Origin of the sequence: Leptospira congkakensis (assembly GCF_004770265.1) — a bacterium.
Taxonomy (GTDB): domain Bacteria; phylum Spirochaetota; class Leptospiria; order Leptospirales; family Leptospiraceae; genus Leptospira_A; species Leptospira_A congkakensis.
Genome location: NZ_RQGQ01000016.1, coordinates 353590 through 368421 on the forward strand (window position 1 = coordinate 353590; position 14832 = coordinate 368421).

A 14832-nucleotide genomic window follows, 5' to 3' on the forward strand; every position below is an offset into this window, starting at 1 on the left:
AATTTATTAAACAATTAAAAAATTGACGAAAATTGGAACATGGGACAAAACATGGTCGTAAGTGGGTACGCGCTGCCTACTAACGCTTGAGTTATAAGAAAAAGTCTAAATAAAGAGCCTATAGACGGCTCAAAACGGTGCGGGGGAGCATCGCAATAAAACTCATGAATATATTAGATGCCTTAAAACAACATAAACCTAGAGATTTAGGTAAGTTTTCAGTCGAAATCAAATTTACTAATAATAAAGCTGTTAAATTTTCTGGTCGATTTACACAAGATGGGCCTTCAATTTATGCACACTACGATGCAATGAATTTAGTTGGAGGTTCTCAGGACTCAGATGAACAATCAGCAAAGATTAAATCAATAATGAGGCTGGTATCTTTAATTGAACTAAGATTATTGTTTTTCAAAAAGTTAGGTGATTATGAAAGATTATTTTACGATTCTGTAAGCCAAGAAGATAAAGATAATTTTGTAAGTTTCGCAGATACTTTAAGATGGGACGACCACTATGACAATGATGAACTGATCCCAGTAGAAACTGAGTCTCTAGAAAAAACAGAAGACGGTTTTATTTATAAAAGAGTTCATATTGATAAGGTCTCTGATTTATCTCATATTCAAACGCTTGAATCTGATTTAATGAATCAGAAAAAGATTGATACTACTCAAGTTATTCTTGAGGAAAAACTTATTGGTCAAAACTTCACACTTCAAACGGTATAAATTCTGTCAGAACAAGATGATGAATTTGTATTAGAATGGGGATATTTAGATTCTCTTTTGCAAAATTTGTGTTCTGTTATGGGAGTGAGTTGTGAATTTACACGAATAGCAAGAGTTGGTATTGTATCAGATAAACAGACTAGTTCTGAGAAAGATAATCCAACAAAAATTTTTCATAGCTCGGTGGAAATCCATTTAAAACTTCATAAATCATCACAAACTATAATACAAGATACGTTTGCCTTTACGCTAAATTATTTTCAGAAACATCCATGTAAAATTACGTGTCCTCATTTTGAAATAACTCAGTGGACTAAACTTGTTACTTTTCTTGAAAATCATTTCTCTGAAACAGAAATCTCTACAGCACTCTCCGAGCCTAAATTTGTTATGAAAAGTGAATTAAAGGATCGATTAGTTGTAATTAACAAAACACAATACTTTAAATCTAAATAAATATAAAATCTAATCTTTAATTTATTAAACAATTCAAAACCCCTTCTTGTCTTTATGTGTTCTACATATAAAGAGATATCACTAATTTATTTTTCCACTTTTCCATTTCCTATTAGTTTCTTAATAAGAATTGATTCGAATTTAAAATTTTCTGTAGAAATGATTTCTATTTTCTTATCTCCCTTAAAGAATAATGAAATTGTAGAATGTAGATAACTCGCATATATCACCAACTGTTCTAGTTCTTTGAACTGAATATTTGAGTCTGACTGGATTGATCCGATCGATTGATTAGAGTCTTTTAGTTTTGAAATAAATTCATTAGTCCAAGAGTGCGTTTTGAAATTGTATAATGAATCGAAAGTTTTATCCTTTATTTCAAACTGAAAAATAGCCGTTTCAATTACGATGTACAAGAAGTTAAACCACAGATTTAGATAGAGTAAAAGTTCGTCTTTTTCGATATTCTGATTAATTGACTTATCGTTTATAAGATTTCTAATTAACTCAGCTTTCTTGAAATAACTATGGAGTAATTCTGATTCTTTTTCAGTAAGTTTGTGTCTTCTTTTTGCCTTGGCATCATCAAACAACATGAGTTTGTGAGGCTCTACTTCTAATTGTTTCGAAATCTTAAAAATGGAGCGAATAGATGGGTGGGATTGACCATTTTCGATATCTTGCACAGTTCGATAGGAAATACCATATTCTCCTTCTTCCATCGCTTCCTGCGTAATTCCTTTCGAAATACGGATTTCCTTAATTCTCTGCCCTAATTTTCTAACAAATTCTCCATATTCCACACACGAAATTATGTGTCCTACTTGACATTTCCGGAACACGTAATTCCGTGTGTAGATATCAATAAAGCACGGATATTCGTGTAAGCGGGAAGTGTGTGAAAAAAGCCATAAAGGATCTTTTCCGAAACGGAGAATCTGAAATAAAACCACTAAACGGCTTAAGAGCTTTTGCTATTTTATTTGTTCTTGTTAACCATTATTATATTAATCTAAAATCAATAATTGCGCCTTATCCTACATTAGAACTTCTATATTCAAATCTATGGTCGGGAGTAGATTTATTCTTTGTTTTAAGTGGATTCCTAATTTCAAAAGGCCTTTGGGAAAATTGGAAAGTTGATACAAAATTAGATTTTAAAAAGTTCTATATCAAACGAACTTTAAGAATTTTCCCAGCTTATTATTTGTTCCTTACTATAACTTACCTCACTGGGAAAATAATGATTTTTTCATATGAAAGAAACAGAATATTAAATGAAGCAGTCGAAAATTTGCAAAAAGCAATTGGAAATTCATGGGCTGATTTCGTTTTCCTTGGCAATTATTTGCAGGGAATTCACACTCATACTTGGTCATTATCTACTGAGGAGCAATTCTATTTAATTTTCCCAATTCTTTGTGCTACAATATTCTTTAAATTTGAATTTAAAGTGAGACAATTCTTACTTTTGCTTGTATATTTATTACCTGTCCTATTCAGGATACTAATCTTAAGTAAGATCGAAGGATTCTCTAATCCACCATATTACGAAGAAATATACCATCCATTCCAAACAAGATTTGATTCTTTAATTATTGGTGTTATTGCCATGGATATTTATATGAATAAAGAAAATTGGAGTAATGAGATAAAAGATAATGTGGTATATTTTTATTCATTATTACTTCTATTTTTCTCTTTTTTAATTTTTTCACATTTACAGTCACAATACGATCCAAACTTCTTTAGACATACATTCAAGTATAACGTCCAAAATATTGGTTTTGCGGGAATTCTCTATCTATCCATAATAAAAATTGAATCTCCAATATCAAAATTTCTTAGCTTGAATGTGTTTTCACCTATTGCAAAACTGAGTTACACTATTTATCTTTGGCATTTCATAATCATGGGTGTTTCTATGGCGTTATTTAAGATTAATGCTAAAACATCAATATTTGAGTTTCATTTAAAATTCTTAGCTATGCTGGTTCTTCAGGTTATTTTGACATTGCCTCTTTATATATTTATTGAGTTGCCTTTTCAGAAATTAAGAAAGAAATTTTATAATGAAAATAACAAAAGTTAAGGAAGGTAAATGAATATGAAGAAACGATATATGGCAACAATCTTTGGCCTAACAATACTAATATGGTTAGTTGTAAGTATTTGGAGTTACGTTGAAGAACCAGTTCATTTTGATAAGTTAAATTGCCTGTATGTTTTATTCACAGGCTTAGCATTCGCTGGTTTAGTTGTCTCAATTTCGATACAAACAAAACAATTAAACAGCAACGCTAGAATGAACGCTATATCCTCAATTCTGTCAAATAGAAAAGAAATTGCAAGTCTTGTATCAAATTCTCCACGTGCACATAAGTTTGATCTAACAACCGATACTATTACTGATAAAAGTATTGAATTGTATGAAGAACTGTTATCTCTTCTCGAAAATGATTCTAATTGATTTTTTCAATATAATCTTTTCCAATTCTTAAATATGTAACTCCGTCTATTTTAAATTTGGCAATGAGGAATTCATTGCCAAAGTCTAGCCGAAAATGTTTAGTTTCAAAATAGCCTTCCGAAATAAGTTCAAAATCAATTTTATTTTCCATAACTGATTAGTTATGATTTTTCTTTTTAACCTCTTTTTCGAATTGAATAATTGTCAGTTCAATCCAATGAATCACATCTGGATTTTCTCTCATTTTTTGTAGGATTTTTTCTATTTTATTTTCATGAGTTTGCGTTAATTTTTTTGAAATCGGCATCTGATTTGTCCTAGCCCTTCTGTAAAATGGAGGTATGAAAAAAGGAAATAATACAACTATCGTCCGAGCAATTGGAATCTCATATTTGGAACTTATGCAAAGATTTCCTACAGAAATGGACATCATTGATTATTTTCTTCATATAAAATATCCCAAAGGAATTCGATGTTCACATTGTCTCTCTAAGAAAGTTATTCATAGAAAACTCACACCTAGGAAATTCCAATGCAATAGTTGTAATAATTCCTTCTCCATATTCAAATCAACCATTTTTAAAGATTCTAAACTAGACCTCAGAAAATGGCTCTATGTAATTCATTTGGTAGTAAATGCAAAGAAAGGTATATCTGCCTGTCAAGTTCATCGAGAAATTAGAGGAAGTTATAAAACTTCTTGGCGGATGGTTCATCAAATCAGAAAAGCTATGGGACAGACTGTTTCTAAAGATATGTTCAAGGCCATTGTTGAAATCGATGAAGCTTATGTTCATTCTGATCCTAAACCAAAAGTAAAATCTAAACGAGGTCGGGGAAGTTTCAAGACTCCAATTGTAGGGGTTTACTCCAGAGAAGATGATAAAATTTATACCACTGTTGCTAAACCGAATAAACTCGGTCAGAAATTAACGGGTAAACAATTATTAAATATTCTTGAGGAAGTAACCTCTAAGGAAGCAGTTGTCATGACTGATGAATTTCGTCCATATCGCATCTTAGAGAAAGAAGGATATGATCACCAAACTGTAAATCATAGTGAACATCAATATGCCTTCAATGGAATTCATGTGAATAATGTAGAAGCATTTTGGTCAATTTTCAAGAGAGGGTTAGTAGGAAGTTTTCATCACGTTTCTGGGAAATATCTTCAAAACTATATCAATGAATTTACTTACAGGTTTAATAATCGCAAGAATAAAGAGATATTCTACGATTTATTAGAAAAAACTCTACTGGAGTTTTGAGTTGACAGGTGTTATGTTTAGTAGTATTTTACAATTACTAGAGGATTAAAAAATGGCAAAAAGGAATTATCCATATTACAGGTTATTGTTAAATGGCCGAGAAGAGTGGCATTTATTTGGTATTATAGAAAGAACAAACCCTACATCAGGAAAAACAGAATTCGTAATAGAAAAATTATCTATTTGTGAAAAGATGGATCAAACAAATAGGAGAAATGAATCTAAAATATTAGAAGAACATTATATGAGATTACATGCCGCTTCTGTTGGGAAACAAGTTTGTGGGACATGTATTTCACATCTTTACTTAACTCCTAAAGATGTTTAGCTAAACCCCATTCAAAAGGATCTATAGATGTTATATATTCTTTAGTTTCTTTATGAAAAATATCTATCAATTTATCCATTTCTTCTTTCGAAATAGGTGTATCCTCTAAACATTCATCAACATTACTATTTCGTTTCTTCATCGTTAAGTAGTGCAATAATTCCCCAGATTCATTATACACTGGCTCTAATGAGTTAAAAAATTCTTCTATATCAGTATCCATATTTTATTAGTTAGTGTATCTAAATTTTCTTATTTACAATTTATTTGGGAAGCTTATCATTTTAGTAAATGATTTACGCCAATACACACATTGAATTGCAACATATTGATAAAATACTCAATCAAATAAAATCACTTACAGATAAAAATCCAAAGGGTTTTATTGCTGAGATAAATTGTCATTCTATAACATTTTGGGGAATAATCACTGACACCTATCTTTCGGAAGAAAGGGAAGGAAAGCTTGCCATTGTAAAAATAAAATCACCTGTAAAATACGATACTGGCAATGGTAAGCCCTCTAATTATCTAGAAATCAATATTTTATCAGTTAAAAATATTAGAATAGAAAATGATAAATCTATAATCGACCTATACAATAAATCAGGTCTTCTTTAGAATTTTCAGAAGGGTCTACACTCATAATTCCTGGTATGGTTAATTTTCTTTTTCCATCCCAAGGATAAATTTCTATAATCTTTTTTCCAGATTCACATTCAATTATTTTAAATTCAAATTCCATGAATTATTAGTTAAAACTTAGAAAAAGCAATAAAAGTTAATGTCCTATAAGGGATAAGGGGGAAAAATAATAGTTAAAGACATTAATAATTTTGAGGAGCTTCGGTTGGATTAGTTCCTTATATACCATTCCAATGACTTACTATTAACCAAAATTATGAAGGACCACTTTATTTGTTTATTTCTAATGATAATTGTTCAGTTGGAAGCGAAAGACGGATATTTGCCAGTAGCCGTATCAATTGTAAATGTTCATAAGGAACCCAGCTTGAATTCACCGGTTGTGTCTCAATTAATCATCGGTAATTTGGTAAAAATCATTCCGGATAAAAAAGTAAAAGATAAAGTAAACAGTGTAAATGGGTTTTGGGTTAACGTCGAAATCGGCTATAGTATTAAAAGTAATCTCAAAGATGGTTGGGTTTTTGATAACTATTTAGGTACGCCGGAAAAATTCAGCAAACCAACTAACTGGTTACATAAAAAGTTTAATGGATGCTCTGGTGATTATTGTCTTACACTAAAAATGAAACCAAATGCAACTTACACTTACAGTTACGAACTTTGTACAGATGGAAGTTGTAATGAGCAGACATCCTGCTATGAAAAATCAGAGAAAAAGATTAGTAATAATGGATATATCCTTTGCCAAGGTTCTGGAGTGATTAAAGTTTATAAAAATTTAGTTTGGTTACAAAATTTTGGCAAAGAAACGAACGAATATCTTTTTCTAAAGGAAAATAAATTATGTATGCCTGATATGGATGAGTGCATTGATTAAATGCGGGAATGGTATATAAGTGATGACGTTATCCGTTTTTTGCACTTTCGGCCTAGTTCATTGCTTTTAATTTCCAAACTTCAATTTGTTCTCCTTTCCAAACTAAAGATCCATTTTGGTTTTCTAATTCTTTTTTATATTCTAAAATTCTGGACTTAGGCCATAAAATCTCATCCGTAAACTCTGCTGCCAACACCATATAACAATGGCTTGCCTTTTCGCAAATCGATGCTGCATTTTTGATTTGTTCCAGAGGATAAGTTTTCACTTGGTCAGTGATCTGAAAAGAAAGGTTGTATTGTGAAAATACACAAATACCTTTTTTGGTTTTTAGATTTTTATCATTTCCGAGATTGGAAGTTGTATTCGGATCCAGATTTGTATTTGGCGATATAATCTTTAATGGATTCGAAAGAATTAGAAGATTCGCATTTTTTAAATCTTCTCGCACTTCGTTTTCTATCGCTTCATTTTTCCATGGACTTTTGATATTTGTATCCAGCGGAAAATTTTGATCGAGTGAGTTTTTCCAAAAGAGACAAGTAAGAATCAAAAAGGCAAAGGACAAAGATATTTTTTTCTCCGATTGGATCCAAAGAATTCCGGTATAAAGGATAAAAGGAACTAAGGAATAACTGTAATACGTATAAACCTCATGGTGCCAGGGTCTAGAGGAAAATATATGTGTCGCGTATACTAGTCCGATTCCTATCACTTCTGGTAACATTTGAAAGATTCCGAGTCCCCCGCTCGTGATTAATTCTAGAAATATTTGAAATGATTTTTGGAAACCAGTTACTTGTTTGAAGGCGGAATGATACTCTTGGGTGAGAACATTCGCCCAGGAGACGGATTCTTTCAAATCACCAAATATTGGATAAATGAAAAAAACAAAACCCATCCATAAAAATACGATGCTTATGATTAGTATTAACGAATGGAGATGAATTTTATCTTCGATGCTAAAGAAAACCCATCTTTTAGCTGCTCCCGGTTTTCGATTCTCTTGATTATGTTTGTATATAAATCCTAAAACTGTCGGTAGAAAGAAAAGAAGAAGGTAGATCCCAATATCTTCTTTGAGTGAAAGATAAAGAATGGTGACAAAAGATAAAATACTATAATAAAACCAGAAGAAATGAGACCGAACATTTTGTATTTTTTTCCGTTCTTCCCAAATATAAAAAAAGAAAAGGGCAAATAATAAAACCAAAACTTCGAAATGAAAACTGGATCCAATGCGGTAGAGATACAACTGGTTTGTGAGAAGAACCCAGAAAACTAAAAATTTACTTCCCTTTTCTTTTAAATTGTCTTTGGAAATTTGATACGCCCAGAAAAGCCAAAGGAACGTTGCCAATTGGTAAACGAAAAATACACCCACGGCCAGTCCCCATCTTTCGGGAATCCAATTCGCAAACGGAGACAAAACAAACATTCCTGGTGCGAAGTGGTGGTGGAGGTAACTTCCTATTCCTGACTCTGAATAGTAACCACTAGTAAATCCTTCTCCACGAGAAATAGAGAGAAGAATATCCGAAATACCAATATAATCCGCATCTTGAAACAAAAAAGCATCGGCCAATGATTTTGTTAGTTGGAAGGCGTGGTAGGTGCTACCAATGAAAAATATAATACAACTGATACAAAGTAAATAGGGGAGAATCTTGATTTGTTTGTCAGATAACAAACTAAAGTAAATAAGCTTGTCATTCGGCTTTGCTTCAGATTTTGTTTTTTTTTCTTTCCAGAAACTGATGATGGTAAGGAGAAATAAAAAAAGAAATACCCCTTTTTGAAAGGGGGCATGAAAGTTTTTAGGAGAAATAAAGAGAAAAGGAGAAACTAAACTGAATAAAAAAAATAAATAAACCACTTAACGAATAAAGTATAATACCTTTCTTTCGCCGATTCGTTCTCGATTGATTTCCACTCGGTTTCGGTAGTAATATCCTTTTTCAGGAAATGTTTTGGAGAAAAATTCAAATAAATCCATTTCGAATAACAACATACATTCGGCAACATCAGTTGCTCCAATCGCCATCGCTTTTTTCGTATCCACCATCACATGGCGTGAATTGATAAAGTCTGGTTCGATCTCATTGGCAATCAGATCAAAATTTGTTTTGGTGATGGTTCCCCCAACAGAAGTTTTTTTCCCTCTGCTTTTTGCTTCCGAGATGATTTTTTTGGAAATCCTTGTGACTTCTTTGTCATCGGGTTTTTTATCCATAGAAGCACTTAAGTCTGACCTAGCCGCTGTTACTTGTTCTAAACTTTGAAATGGAACGGAATCAAAAATATCCATCAAGTTTCTGTATCCAGTGATGGTTTCCATATTAATGGATTTGTTATAGGATTCGTATTCAGATGGTGTCAGGAGATTCTTCATGGTCTGGATGAAGTTTTTTAATGCGTATTCTGACTCCACCATGGGTGCGGAAATTCCTGAAACTCCGATCCTTTGGCAGATTCGGATATCGTTTCTGGCTTCTGGGCCACCAATTTTGACATAGAGGGGCAAAATTCCGGCAGTAATCGTTTTTAGGAGGGAGATTTCTTCTTCTCCCATGTCCTCGGTTTCCGTACCTGTTTTGATGCAGACAAAAGAATAGTTTTCTTTCATCTCTAGTAAGGTTTTTCGTAAAACGTGGATTGATGTTTCCATAAGCAGAAGATCTCCATGTATGGTATCGTCGATTCCCGAAAATAGTACAAGTCTTTTGCGCTTTTTTTCCCCCTTTCTTGACAGAAAATTCCAATTCCCTAGCTTCGAACCTATGGGAATATTCTCCACTATCTTCCAATCCAAACCAAAACAAGATTCTAAAGAACCTCCAAAAGAGGGAGCTGCTGCTTCGGGAATTTCTTTCGGAATCATTGTGGTTCTTGTATTTGCTTTCAAATCATCTATATTAGATGCTAATAATATTCCATCAGGTTCCATGATCCCCACACTCAAAATTGGGGACTTTTTATTTGTTAATAAAATGCGTTATTCCTTTAGAATGCCTTTTACAGAAAAGGAACTCTTTCGTATCGATGATCCGAAACGTGGAGATATTGTCACATTTATCCCACCGGCAACGGCGCTAGCCCAAGAAGAATCAAGGACAGGCATTTTCGCAAAACGATTTGTCAAACGTGTGGTTGGTCTTCCTGGAGATACAATCCGAATCACTCGTAAATACATTGATACCAAAGACAGGGGAAGGGTACACTTTGCACTCATTGAATATAAAGAAAAAGGTGCAGAAGAGTTTCAGTCTTACCAACCAAAAGAAGTTCCTATTGGAAAAGAACTTTCTGATTTGGATAATTTAGAAGCCACACAAAGGGCTCTCTTTCAAGAAGTCAAACCAGGTTTTGAACATCTAATTCTTGAAGGATTTGAAGATGATCGTCGTGCGCATATCTTTGAATACTGTGATTTTTTACACGGCTGTCAGATTCCAGAAGGCCAGTACATGGTGATGGGAGATAACAGAGACGATTCACATGATTCACGTGCTTGGGGATTTGTGAAACGAGAAGATATTTTAGGAAAGGCGCTAATTATTTATTTTTCCATTGATTGGAAAGACTCCACTTGTGAATACAAAGATGGCCAAGAGCTTGCAGAAAAAGGGCCCGAGATCGCAGAGCGTTATGAAGGTGATGCTCTTGATAGACGTTGTCACTACACAGAAGTATTTTCCTCACATAACTCTCGCTATAGAGATGATGAGTCTAGATTGAGTTGGATAGAAAGAACAATTCGGTATCGTTTGTGGAGACTCAGTGTTCGATGGGAACGGATTGGTCGCCTCCTTCAATGACAGGAGAATCGAAAGAACCTTTTAATCAAAAACCGGAGAAGTCGCCAATGGCGATGGCCGGTGTTGGTTTTGAATTCGTATCTTCCATTGCACTTTTTGTAGTGGGGGGATACTATTTAGATGAATATTTAAAAACGGAACCACTCTGGTTACTTGTAGGTTTTTTCTTAGGTTTTATCGCCGCATTTTATTCTTTAATCAAAAAAGCAAAAGAAAACGAATAGAAATCATTTCTGTTCTCTTGGATAGGTTATGTTATACTTTTATATTCCCACCAGGGATTGGTTTGTTCTGAGGAAAAAGCAAACCACTGACTCCAAATAAATTCTTGACGGCCGCAACTCTTTGCAAAAATCTTTTATCTGTAATGGCTCAGAAGACAACCACAAACTACGAGATCATGGATTCCATGCCCGTTTTTGGATTGTCTAGCTATGTCCTCTCTACCCTCGTCCTAGTCGTCGTTGTAGTCTCCTCATACATACGTAGCTTTCTGTCATAATCCTCACTTGTTTCCTCGGTCGACAGAAAGCTCGAAGTCGACGGGGAAACCAACAAGGAGAGGATCTTTATGCGGGAAGAAATCACCGTAAGTCAATACATCATACATTTTTTAGAATCAAAGGGAATTACATGGATTCCGGGTGTTCCTGGTGGAACTATATTACCATTATACGAAAGTTTGGCGGAGTCAAAGATAGAACATGTTTTGGCAAGGCATGAACAAGGCGCCGGCTTCATTGCTCAAGGAAGGGCAAGGAGCACGGGTGAGGTGAGTACCGTATTTGTTTCCTCTGGACCTGGTGTTGCCAATCTCATCACGGCCGTTGCGGATGCTCAAAGAGATTCGGTTCCCTTACTCATTTTTTCTGGACAAGTTCCGCTTGCACTCATGGGAACAGATGCATTTCAGGAATTGCCAACAGCGAAGATTGTTTCATCACTTGTTAAAAAAGTTTATTTGATCGAAGAGCCTAACCAAATCATTGAAACGTTAGAGGAAGCATACGGGTTATGTGGCCAAGGAAAAAAAGGTCCAGTATGGATTGATTTACCAAAAGACATCCAAACACAAATCATTACTTTACCTAACGAAAACATAAATTTGGGTTCATTTGCTAAGTCGGATGCAGAAAGCAAACTTTTACCAAATGAAGATGGATTGTCCTTTGAAAGTATGGATTTGTTTTTACAAGAATTCAAATCCTTATTAGAGGATTCTCGTTTCCCCTTACTTTATGTAGGTGGTGGTGCTAAAAAAGAATATTTACGTTTAAGAGAATTGGTTTCGCGTTTTCAAATCCCCGTAGTAACAACGCTAATGGGGCTTGGAATTTTTGAAAAAGAAGATCCTATGAACTTAGGAATGATGGGAATGCACGGAACGGTTACCGCAAATGAAGCGCTTGGTGTTTGTGATCTTTTGATAGCCATTGGCGTTCGTTTTGATGATCGAGCTACTGGCAATATCCAAAAGTTTTGCAATGATGCAAAGATCATTCATATTGATATTGATGCACGAGAAATTGGCAAAAATAAACCCGTAACTTTGAGTTTGCAAAGAGATCTTTCTGAAGTGATTCCTTTTTTATTGGAAGAAGATTTTTGCATACGAAATGATAACGCATTGCAACAAATCGAAACTTGGAAACAGATCCCGGAAGAACATCCAATGAAATCAATTCTTTTAGATTTTGTTTCTGTGTTACCACATGGTGAACATTTTGTACTTACGGATGTGGGACAACACCAGATGTGGGTGGCACAGTATTTTCCCTTTTTAAATCCTACGTCCTGGATCACTTCCGGTGGGCAAGGAACAATGGGGTTTGGTCTTCCTACCGCAATTGGTGTGGCTTTAAGTCATAAAGAAGCTCACGTGTTTTGTTTTTCCGGCGACGGTTCGATTATGATGAACTTACAAGAGTTGTCTACTTTAAAGGAACAGAACCTAAATGTAAAAATTATCTTAATCAATAATGAACATTTGGGACTCGTTAAACAACAACAAGATTTGTTTTACGGAAGTTTGTATTCTGGATCAAAATTCCATTTTCATCCGGACTTTCCTTTGTTATGCCAATCTTTTGGAATTGGATACTTTGAATGGGATTGGAAATTAGGAGTGAGTGATTTAGAAAAAGTTCTAGAAACAAAAGGGCCAGCTATGATTGAAGTGAGGGTTCCGTCTAGTTGGGGGGTGTATCCATTTGTTCCCGGTGGAAAATCCAACCAAGAGTACATTCTCGAAAAAATTGTAACTTAAGGATACACTTCCGAGGGAGAAATTCCCTCGGAACACCAAATTTTTGTTAAATGGCTTTGCTGCCTCGTTCTCCGCTACGAATGCGAATCACTTCTTCGAGTGGCATCACGAAAATTTTTCCATCCCCGATTTTACCTTCAGGTCCTGTTTTGGCAGCTTTCAAAATGGCATCCACAGTTGGTTTGACAAACTCGTCATTTACTGCGATTTCTAATCTTACCTTCCGCAGCAGGTTTACTTGGTATTCATGCCCACGGAAAACTTCTGTTTTTCCTTTTTGTTGGCCATAACCTTGTACGTCACTGACAGTTAAACGATAGATTTCGTTTTTGGTAAGTTCGTTTTTTACTTCTTCTAACTTATGTGGTTGGATGATTGCGATGACTAATTTCATATTGATTACCTTATATCATATCCTTTTTCACCATGGATTTCTTGGTCAAGTCCGGTGACTTCTTTATCTTCTTCGATTCTAAAACCGATTGTTTTTTCGATCACAAGTGCAAGTATATAGGAAACTACAAAAGAATAAACGGCAGTAGCAACAACACTGACCACTTGAGCTGTCAATTGATTTCCTAAAGTCATTCCTTCTGCAAGTTCTAAAGCAAAGATACCTGTAAGAATGGCACCAAAAGCTCCGCCTGCACCGTGGATTCCAAATGCATCGAGAGTATCATCGTATCCAAGTTTGCCCTTAAGCAAAATCGCCATATAACATACAGGAGATACTAAAAATCCCATAATCATTGCCCCTTGAACGCCCACATAACCAGATGCAGGAGTGATGACCACAAGACCAGCTACAATTCCCGAAGCCGCACCAAGTGCCGTCGCCTTCTTTGTATGCCACCATTCGATGAGTAACCAAGTAGCTCCAGCTGCTGCGGGTGCAATTAGTGTCACTAAGAATGCTCTTGCGGCAAGCCCATTGACGGCAAGTCCAGAACCGGCGTTGAAACCAAACCATCCAAACCACAAAAGACCAGATCCAAGTAACGTATAAGTCATGTTATTTGGGTGAGTTAGTAAACCGACGTCACCTTTACGTTTCCCAATGACAATGGCAGCCGCAAGGCCCGCAATCCCTGAAATCAAATGAACGACTGTTCCTCCCGCAAAATCAAGAGCATTCATTTTTAACAACCAACCTGAATCGGCCCAAACCCAATGTGCCACTGGGTCATAAACTAACGTTGACCAGACGAGAATGAAAACAACATAGGCGGAGAGTTTGATTCTTTCTGCGATTGCCCCAGAGATCAGTGCTGGTGTGATGATTGCAAACATTCCTTGGAATAAAAAGTGTACATAAGTTGGGATCGTCCCTTTTACGGAATCGAGATTTATCCCATTCAGAAATGCTAAATCAAAATTTCCGATATAAGGATTTTCTCCTGAAAAAGCAAAACTATATCCAAAGATAGTCCACTGTAGTGTCATCACGATGATCGCAACAAAACTATGCATCATTGTTGATAAAACATTTTTGGAACGAACGATACCGCCGTAGAACAAAGCCAGTCCCGGGATCATAAAGAACACAAATGCAGAAGACACTAACATCCAAGCTGTATCAGATTTATCGATGGTAGGGGGGGATGGTAGTTCTCCTTCTGCTGCCAAAAATCCTGGCAAAAGGAAAAGTGCACATACCAACAAAGGCCGTAAGACCAATTGTATATTCATTGTTTGCTCCAAATATATTTTTCGAGATGTGAAATAAAATTCGTATCATTACGGTTGGTTTCTCTTTTGAAAGCGAGTCAATTCTGCAAAACTAGGAACTTTTTTGTAAAAAATATTCGGGAATCAAGAAGCTGGTGGTCAGATTTCTGAGGCTGTGGTAAGGCGATGGTATTGGGTGGCGGGTCTAGTTCCCCTCCCTAGTCAGGGCGGGGATAGTTAGATTCACGCCCATCTGGCGAAAAACTCAAAAAAATCACATAAATTTCAAATAAAAAGATTGA

Annotated in this window: 17 protein-coding genes; 10 read left to right on the top strand and 7 right to left on the bottom strand. The window is 35.2% G+C overall.

The window, feature by feature from the left end; all coding sequences use genetic code 11:
• Positions 1 to 164: 164 nt before the first annotated feature.
• Positions 165 to 731 (top strand): hypothetical protein, encoded by a 567-nt coding sequence (locus EHQ70_RS12020; RefSeq protein ID WP_135586711.1) that lies wholly within the window; start codon positions 165 to 167, stop codon positions 729 to 731.
• Positions 732 to 1273: 542 nt separating this feature from the next.
• Here the strand turns inward: EHQ70_RS12020 and EHQ70_RS18765 are convergent.
• Entirely contained in the window at positions 1274 to 1990 is a 717-nt protein-coding gene (locus tag EHQ70_RS18765) for a helix-turn-helix domain-containing protein (RefSeq protein WP_425270032.1), read from the bottom strand.
• A gap of 95 nt (positions 1991 to 2085) precedes the next feature.
• Between EHQ70_RS18765 and EHQ70_RS12035 the strand changes: the two genes are divergently transcribed.
• Together EHQ70_RS12035 and EHQ70_RS12040 are read left to right on the top strand one after the other, a co-directional pair.
• The gene (locus EHQ70_RS12035) at positions 2086 to 3279 is read left to right on the top strand and encodes an acyltransferase family protein (RefSeq protein ID WP_135586713.1); all 1194 of its coding nucleotides are present in this window, start codon (positions 2086 to 2088) and stop codon (positions 3277 to 3279) included.
• A gap of 30 nt (positions 3280 to 3309) precedes the next feature.
• Positions 3310 to 3657: a hypothetical protein gene (locus EHQ70_RS12040; protein ID WP_135736267.1), complete on the top strand. Its 348-nt coding sequence runs from the start codon at positions 3310 to 3312 to the stop codon at positions 3655 to 3657.
• 157 nt (positions 3658 to 3814) lie between these two features.
• Here EHQ70_RS12040 and EHQ70_RS18590 read toward each other — a convergent pair whose 3' ends face one another.
• Positions 3815 to 3964 carry a hypothetical protein gene (locus tag EHQ70_RS18590; protein WP_167481712.1) on the bottom strand — a complete coding sequence of 50 codons (150 nt, stop codon included), beginning with the start codon at positions 3962 to 3964 and terminating at the stop codon, positions 3815 to 3817.
• Positions 3965 to 3998: 34 nt separating this feature from the next.
• Here EHQ70_RS18590 and EHQ70_RS12045 point away from each other — a divergent pair, with 34 nt between their 5' ends.
• Both EHQ70_RS12045 and EHQ70_RS12050 read left to right on the top strand, forming a co-directional pair.
• Complete coding sequence (locus tag EHQ70_RS12045; protein ID WP_135586717.1) at positions 3999 to 4925, top strand: IS1595 family transposase; 927 nt, start codon at positions 3999 to 4001, stop codon at positions 4923 to 4925.
• A 52-nt stretch (positions 4926 to 4977) separates the two neighbouring features.
• Positions 4978 to 5253 carry a hypothetical protein gene (locus EHQ70_RS12050; RefSeq protein ID WP_135586719.1) on the top strand — a complete coding sequence of 92 codons (276 nt, stop codon included), beginning with the start codon at positions 4978 to 4980 and terminating at the stop codon, positions 5251 to 5253.
• Here the strand turns inward: EHQ70_RS12050 and EHQ70_RS12055 are convergent.
• Complete coding sequence (locus tag EHQ70_RS12055; protein WP_135586721.1) at positions 5240 to 5476, bottom strand: hypothetical protein; 237 nt, start codon at positions 5474 to 5476, stop codon at positions 5240 to 5242. The two genes, EHQ70_RS12050 and EHQ70_RS12055, sit on opposite strands and share 14 nt — an antisense overlap.
• A gap of 68 nt (positions 5477 to 5544) precedes the next feature.
• Between EHQ70_RS12055 and EHQ70_RS12060 the strand changes: the two genes are divergently transcribed.
• A complete protein-coding gene (locus EHQ70_RS12060; RefSeq protein ID WP_135586723.1) occupies positions 5545 to 5874 on the top strand; it encodes a hypothetical protein in 330 nt (109 codons plus the stop codon).
• A 325-nt stretch (positions 5875 to 6199) separates the two neighbouring features.
• Complete coding sequence (locus EHQ70_RS12065) at positions 6200 to 6778, top strand: SH3 domain-containing protein (protein WP_244288324.1); 579 nt, start codon at positions 6200 to 6202, stop codon at positions 6776 to 6778.
• 52 nt (positions 6779 to 6830) lie between these two features.
• On the opposite strand, the gene EHQ70_RS12070 is transcribed toward EHQ70_RS12065, so the two are convergent.
• Together EHQ70_RS12070 and EHQ70_RS12075 are read right to left on the bottom strand one after the other, a co-directional pair.
• The gene (locus EHQ70_RS12070) at positions 6831 to 8654 is read right to left on the bottom strand and encodes a DUF2079 domain-containing protein (RefSeq protein WP_135586727.1); all 1824 of its coding nucleotides are present in this window, start codon (positions 8652 to 8654) and stop codon (positions 6831 to 6833) included.
• Entirely contained in the window at positions 8655 to 9446 is a 792-nt protein-coding gene (locus EHQ70_RS12075) for an aldolase (RefSeq protein ID WP_135586729.1), read from the bottom strand. It lies immediately after the preceding gene.
• A gap of 112 nt (positions 9447 to 9558) precedes the next feature.
• Here EHQ70_RS12075 and lepB point away from each other — a divergent pair, with 112 nt between their 5' ends.
• The 3 genes from lepB to ilvB all read left to right on the top strand — a co-directional run bounded on the left by lepB (position 9559) and on the right by ilvB (position 12862).
• Positions 9559 to 10596 carry a signal peptidase I gene (gene lepB / locus EHQ70_RS12080; RefSeq protein ID WP_425270033.1) on the top strand — a complete coding sequence of 346 codons (1038 nt, stop codon included), beginning with the start codon at positions 9559 to 9561 and terminating at the stop codon, positions 10594 to 10596.
• Complete coding sequence (locus EHQ70_RS12085; protein ID WP_135586732.1) at positions 10593 to 10820, top strand: AtpZ/AtpI family protein; 228 nt, start codon at positions 10593 to 10595, stop codon at positions 10818 to 10820. The genes lepB and EHQ70_RS12085 overlap by 4 nt, the downstream gene beginning before the upstream one ends.
• A gap of 347 nt (positions 10821 to 11167) precedes the next feature.
• A complete protein-coding gene (gene ilvB / locus EHQ70_RS12090) occupies positions 11168 to 12862 on the top strand; it encodes a biosynthetic-type acetolactate synthase large subunit (protein ID WP_135586734.1) in 1695 nt (564 codons plus the stop codon).
• Between the two features lie 46 nt (positions 12863 to 12908).
• Here ilvB and EHQ70_RS12095 read toward each other — a convergent pair whose 3' ends face one another.
• Both EHQ70_RS12095 and EHQ70_RS12100 read right to left on the bottom strand, forming a co-directional pair.
• Positions 12909 to 13256, bottom strand: a complete 348-nt coding sequence (locus EHQ70_RS12095; RefSeq protein WP_100734139.1) for a P-II family nitrogen regulator — start codon at positions 13254 to 13256, stop codon at positions 12909 to 12911.
• A 5-nt stretch (positions 13257 to 13261) separates the two neighbouring features.
• Positions 13262 to 14551 (bottom strand): ammonium transporter, encoded by a 1290-nt coding sequence (locus EHQ70_RS12100; RefSeq protein WP_135586736.1) that lies wholly within the window; start codon positions 14549 to 14551, stop codon positions 13262 to 13264.
• Between the last annotated feature and the right edge of the window lie 281 nt (positions 14552 to 14832).

Bases quoted from the DNA above. Each gene is read 5' to 3' on its own strand.
- EHQ70_RS12020 (WP_135586711.1), top strand. From the start codon at position 165: ATGAATATATTAGATGCCTTAAAACAACATAAACCTAGAGATTTAGGT.
- EHQ70_RS12040 (WP_135736267.1), top strand. From the start codon at position 3,310: ATGGCAACAATCTTTGGCCTAACAATACTAATATGGTTAGTTGTAAGT.
- EHQ70_RS18590 (WP_167481712.1), bottom strand. From the start codon at position 3,964: ATGCCGATTTCAAAAAAATTAACGCAAACTCATGAAAATAAAATAGAA.
- EHQ70_RS12045 (WP_135586717.1), top strand. From the start codon at position 3,999: ATGAAAAAAGGAAATAATACAACTATCGTCCGAGCAATTGGAATCTCA.
- EHQ70_RS12050 (WP_135586719.1), top strand. From the start codon at position 4,978: ATGGCAAAAAGGAATTATCCATATTACAGGTTATTGTTAAATGGCCGA.
- EHQ70_RS12055 (WP_135586721.1), bottom strand. From the start codon at position 5,476: ATGGATACTGATATAGAAGAATTTTTTAACTCATTAGAGCCAGTGTAT.
- EHQ70_RS12060 (WP_135586723.1), top strand. From the start codon at position 5,545: ATGATTTACGCCAATACACACATTGAATTGCAACATATTGATAAAATA.
- EHQ70_RS12075 (WP_135586729.1), bottom strand. From the start codon at position 9,446: ATGGAAACATCAATCCACGTTTTACGAAAAACCTTACTAGAGATGAAA.
- lepB (WP_425270033.1), top strand. From the start codon at position 9,559: ATGGGAATATTCTCCACTATCTTCCAATCCAAACCAAAACAAGATTCT.
- EHQ70_RS12085 (WP_135586732.1), top strand. From the start codon at position 10,593: ATGACAGGAGAATCGAAAGAACCTTTTAATCAAAAACCGGAGAAGTCG.
- ilvB (WP_135586734.1), top strand. From the start codon at position 11,168: ATGCGGGAAGAAATCACCGTAAGTCAATACATCATACATTTTTTAGAA.
- EHQ70_RS12095 (WP_100734139.1), bottom strand. From the start codon at position 13,256: ATGAAATTAGTCATCGCAATCATCCAACCACATAAGTTAGAAGAAGTA.
- EHQ70_RS12100 (WP_135586736.1), bottom strand. From the start codon at position 14,551: ATGAATATACAATTGGTCTTACGGCCTTTGTTGGTATGTGCACTTTTC.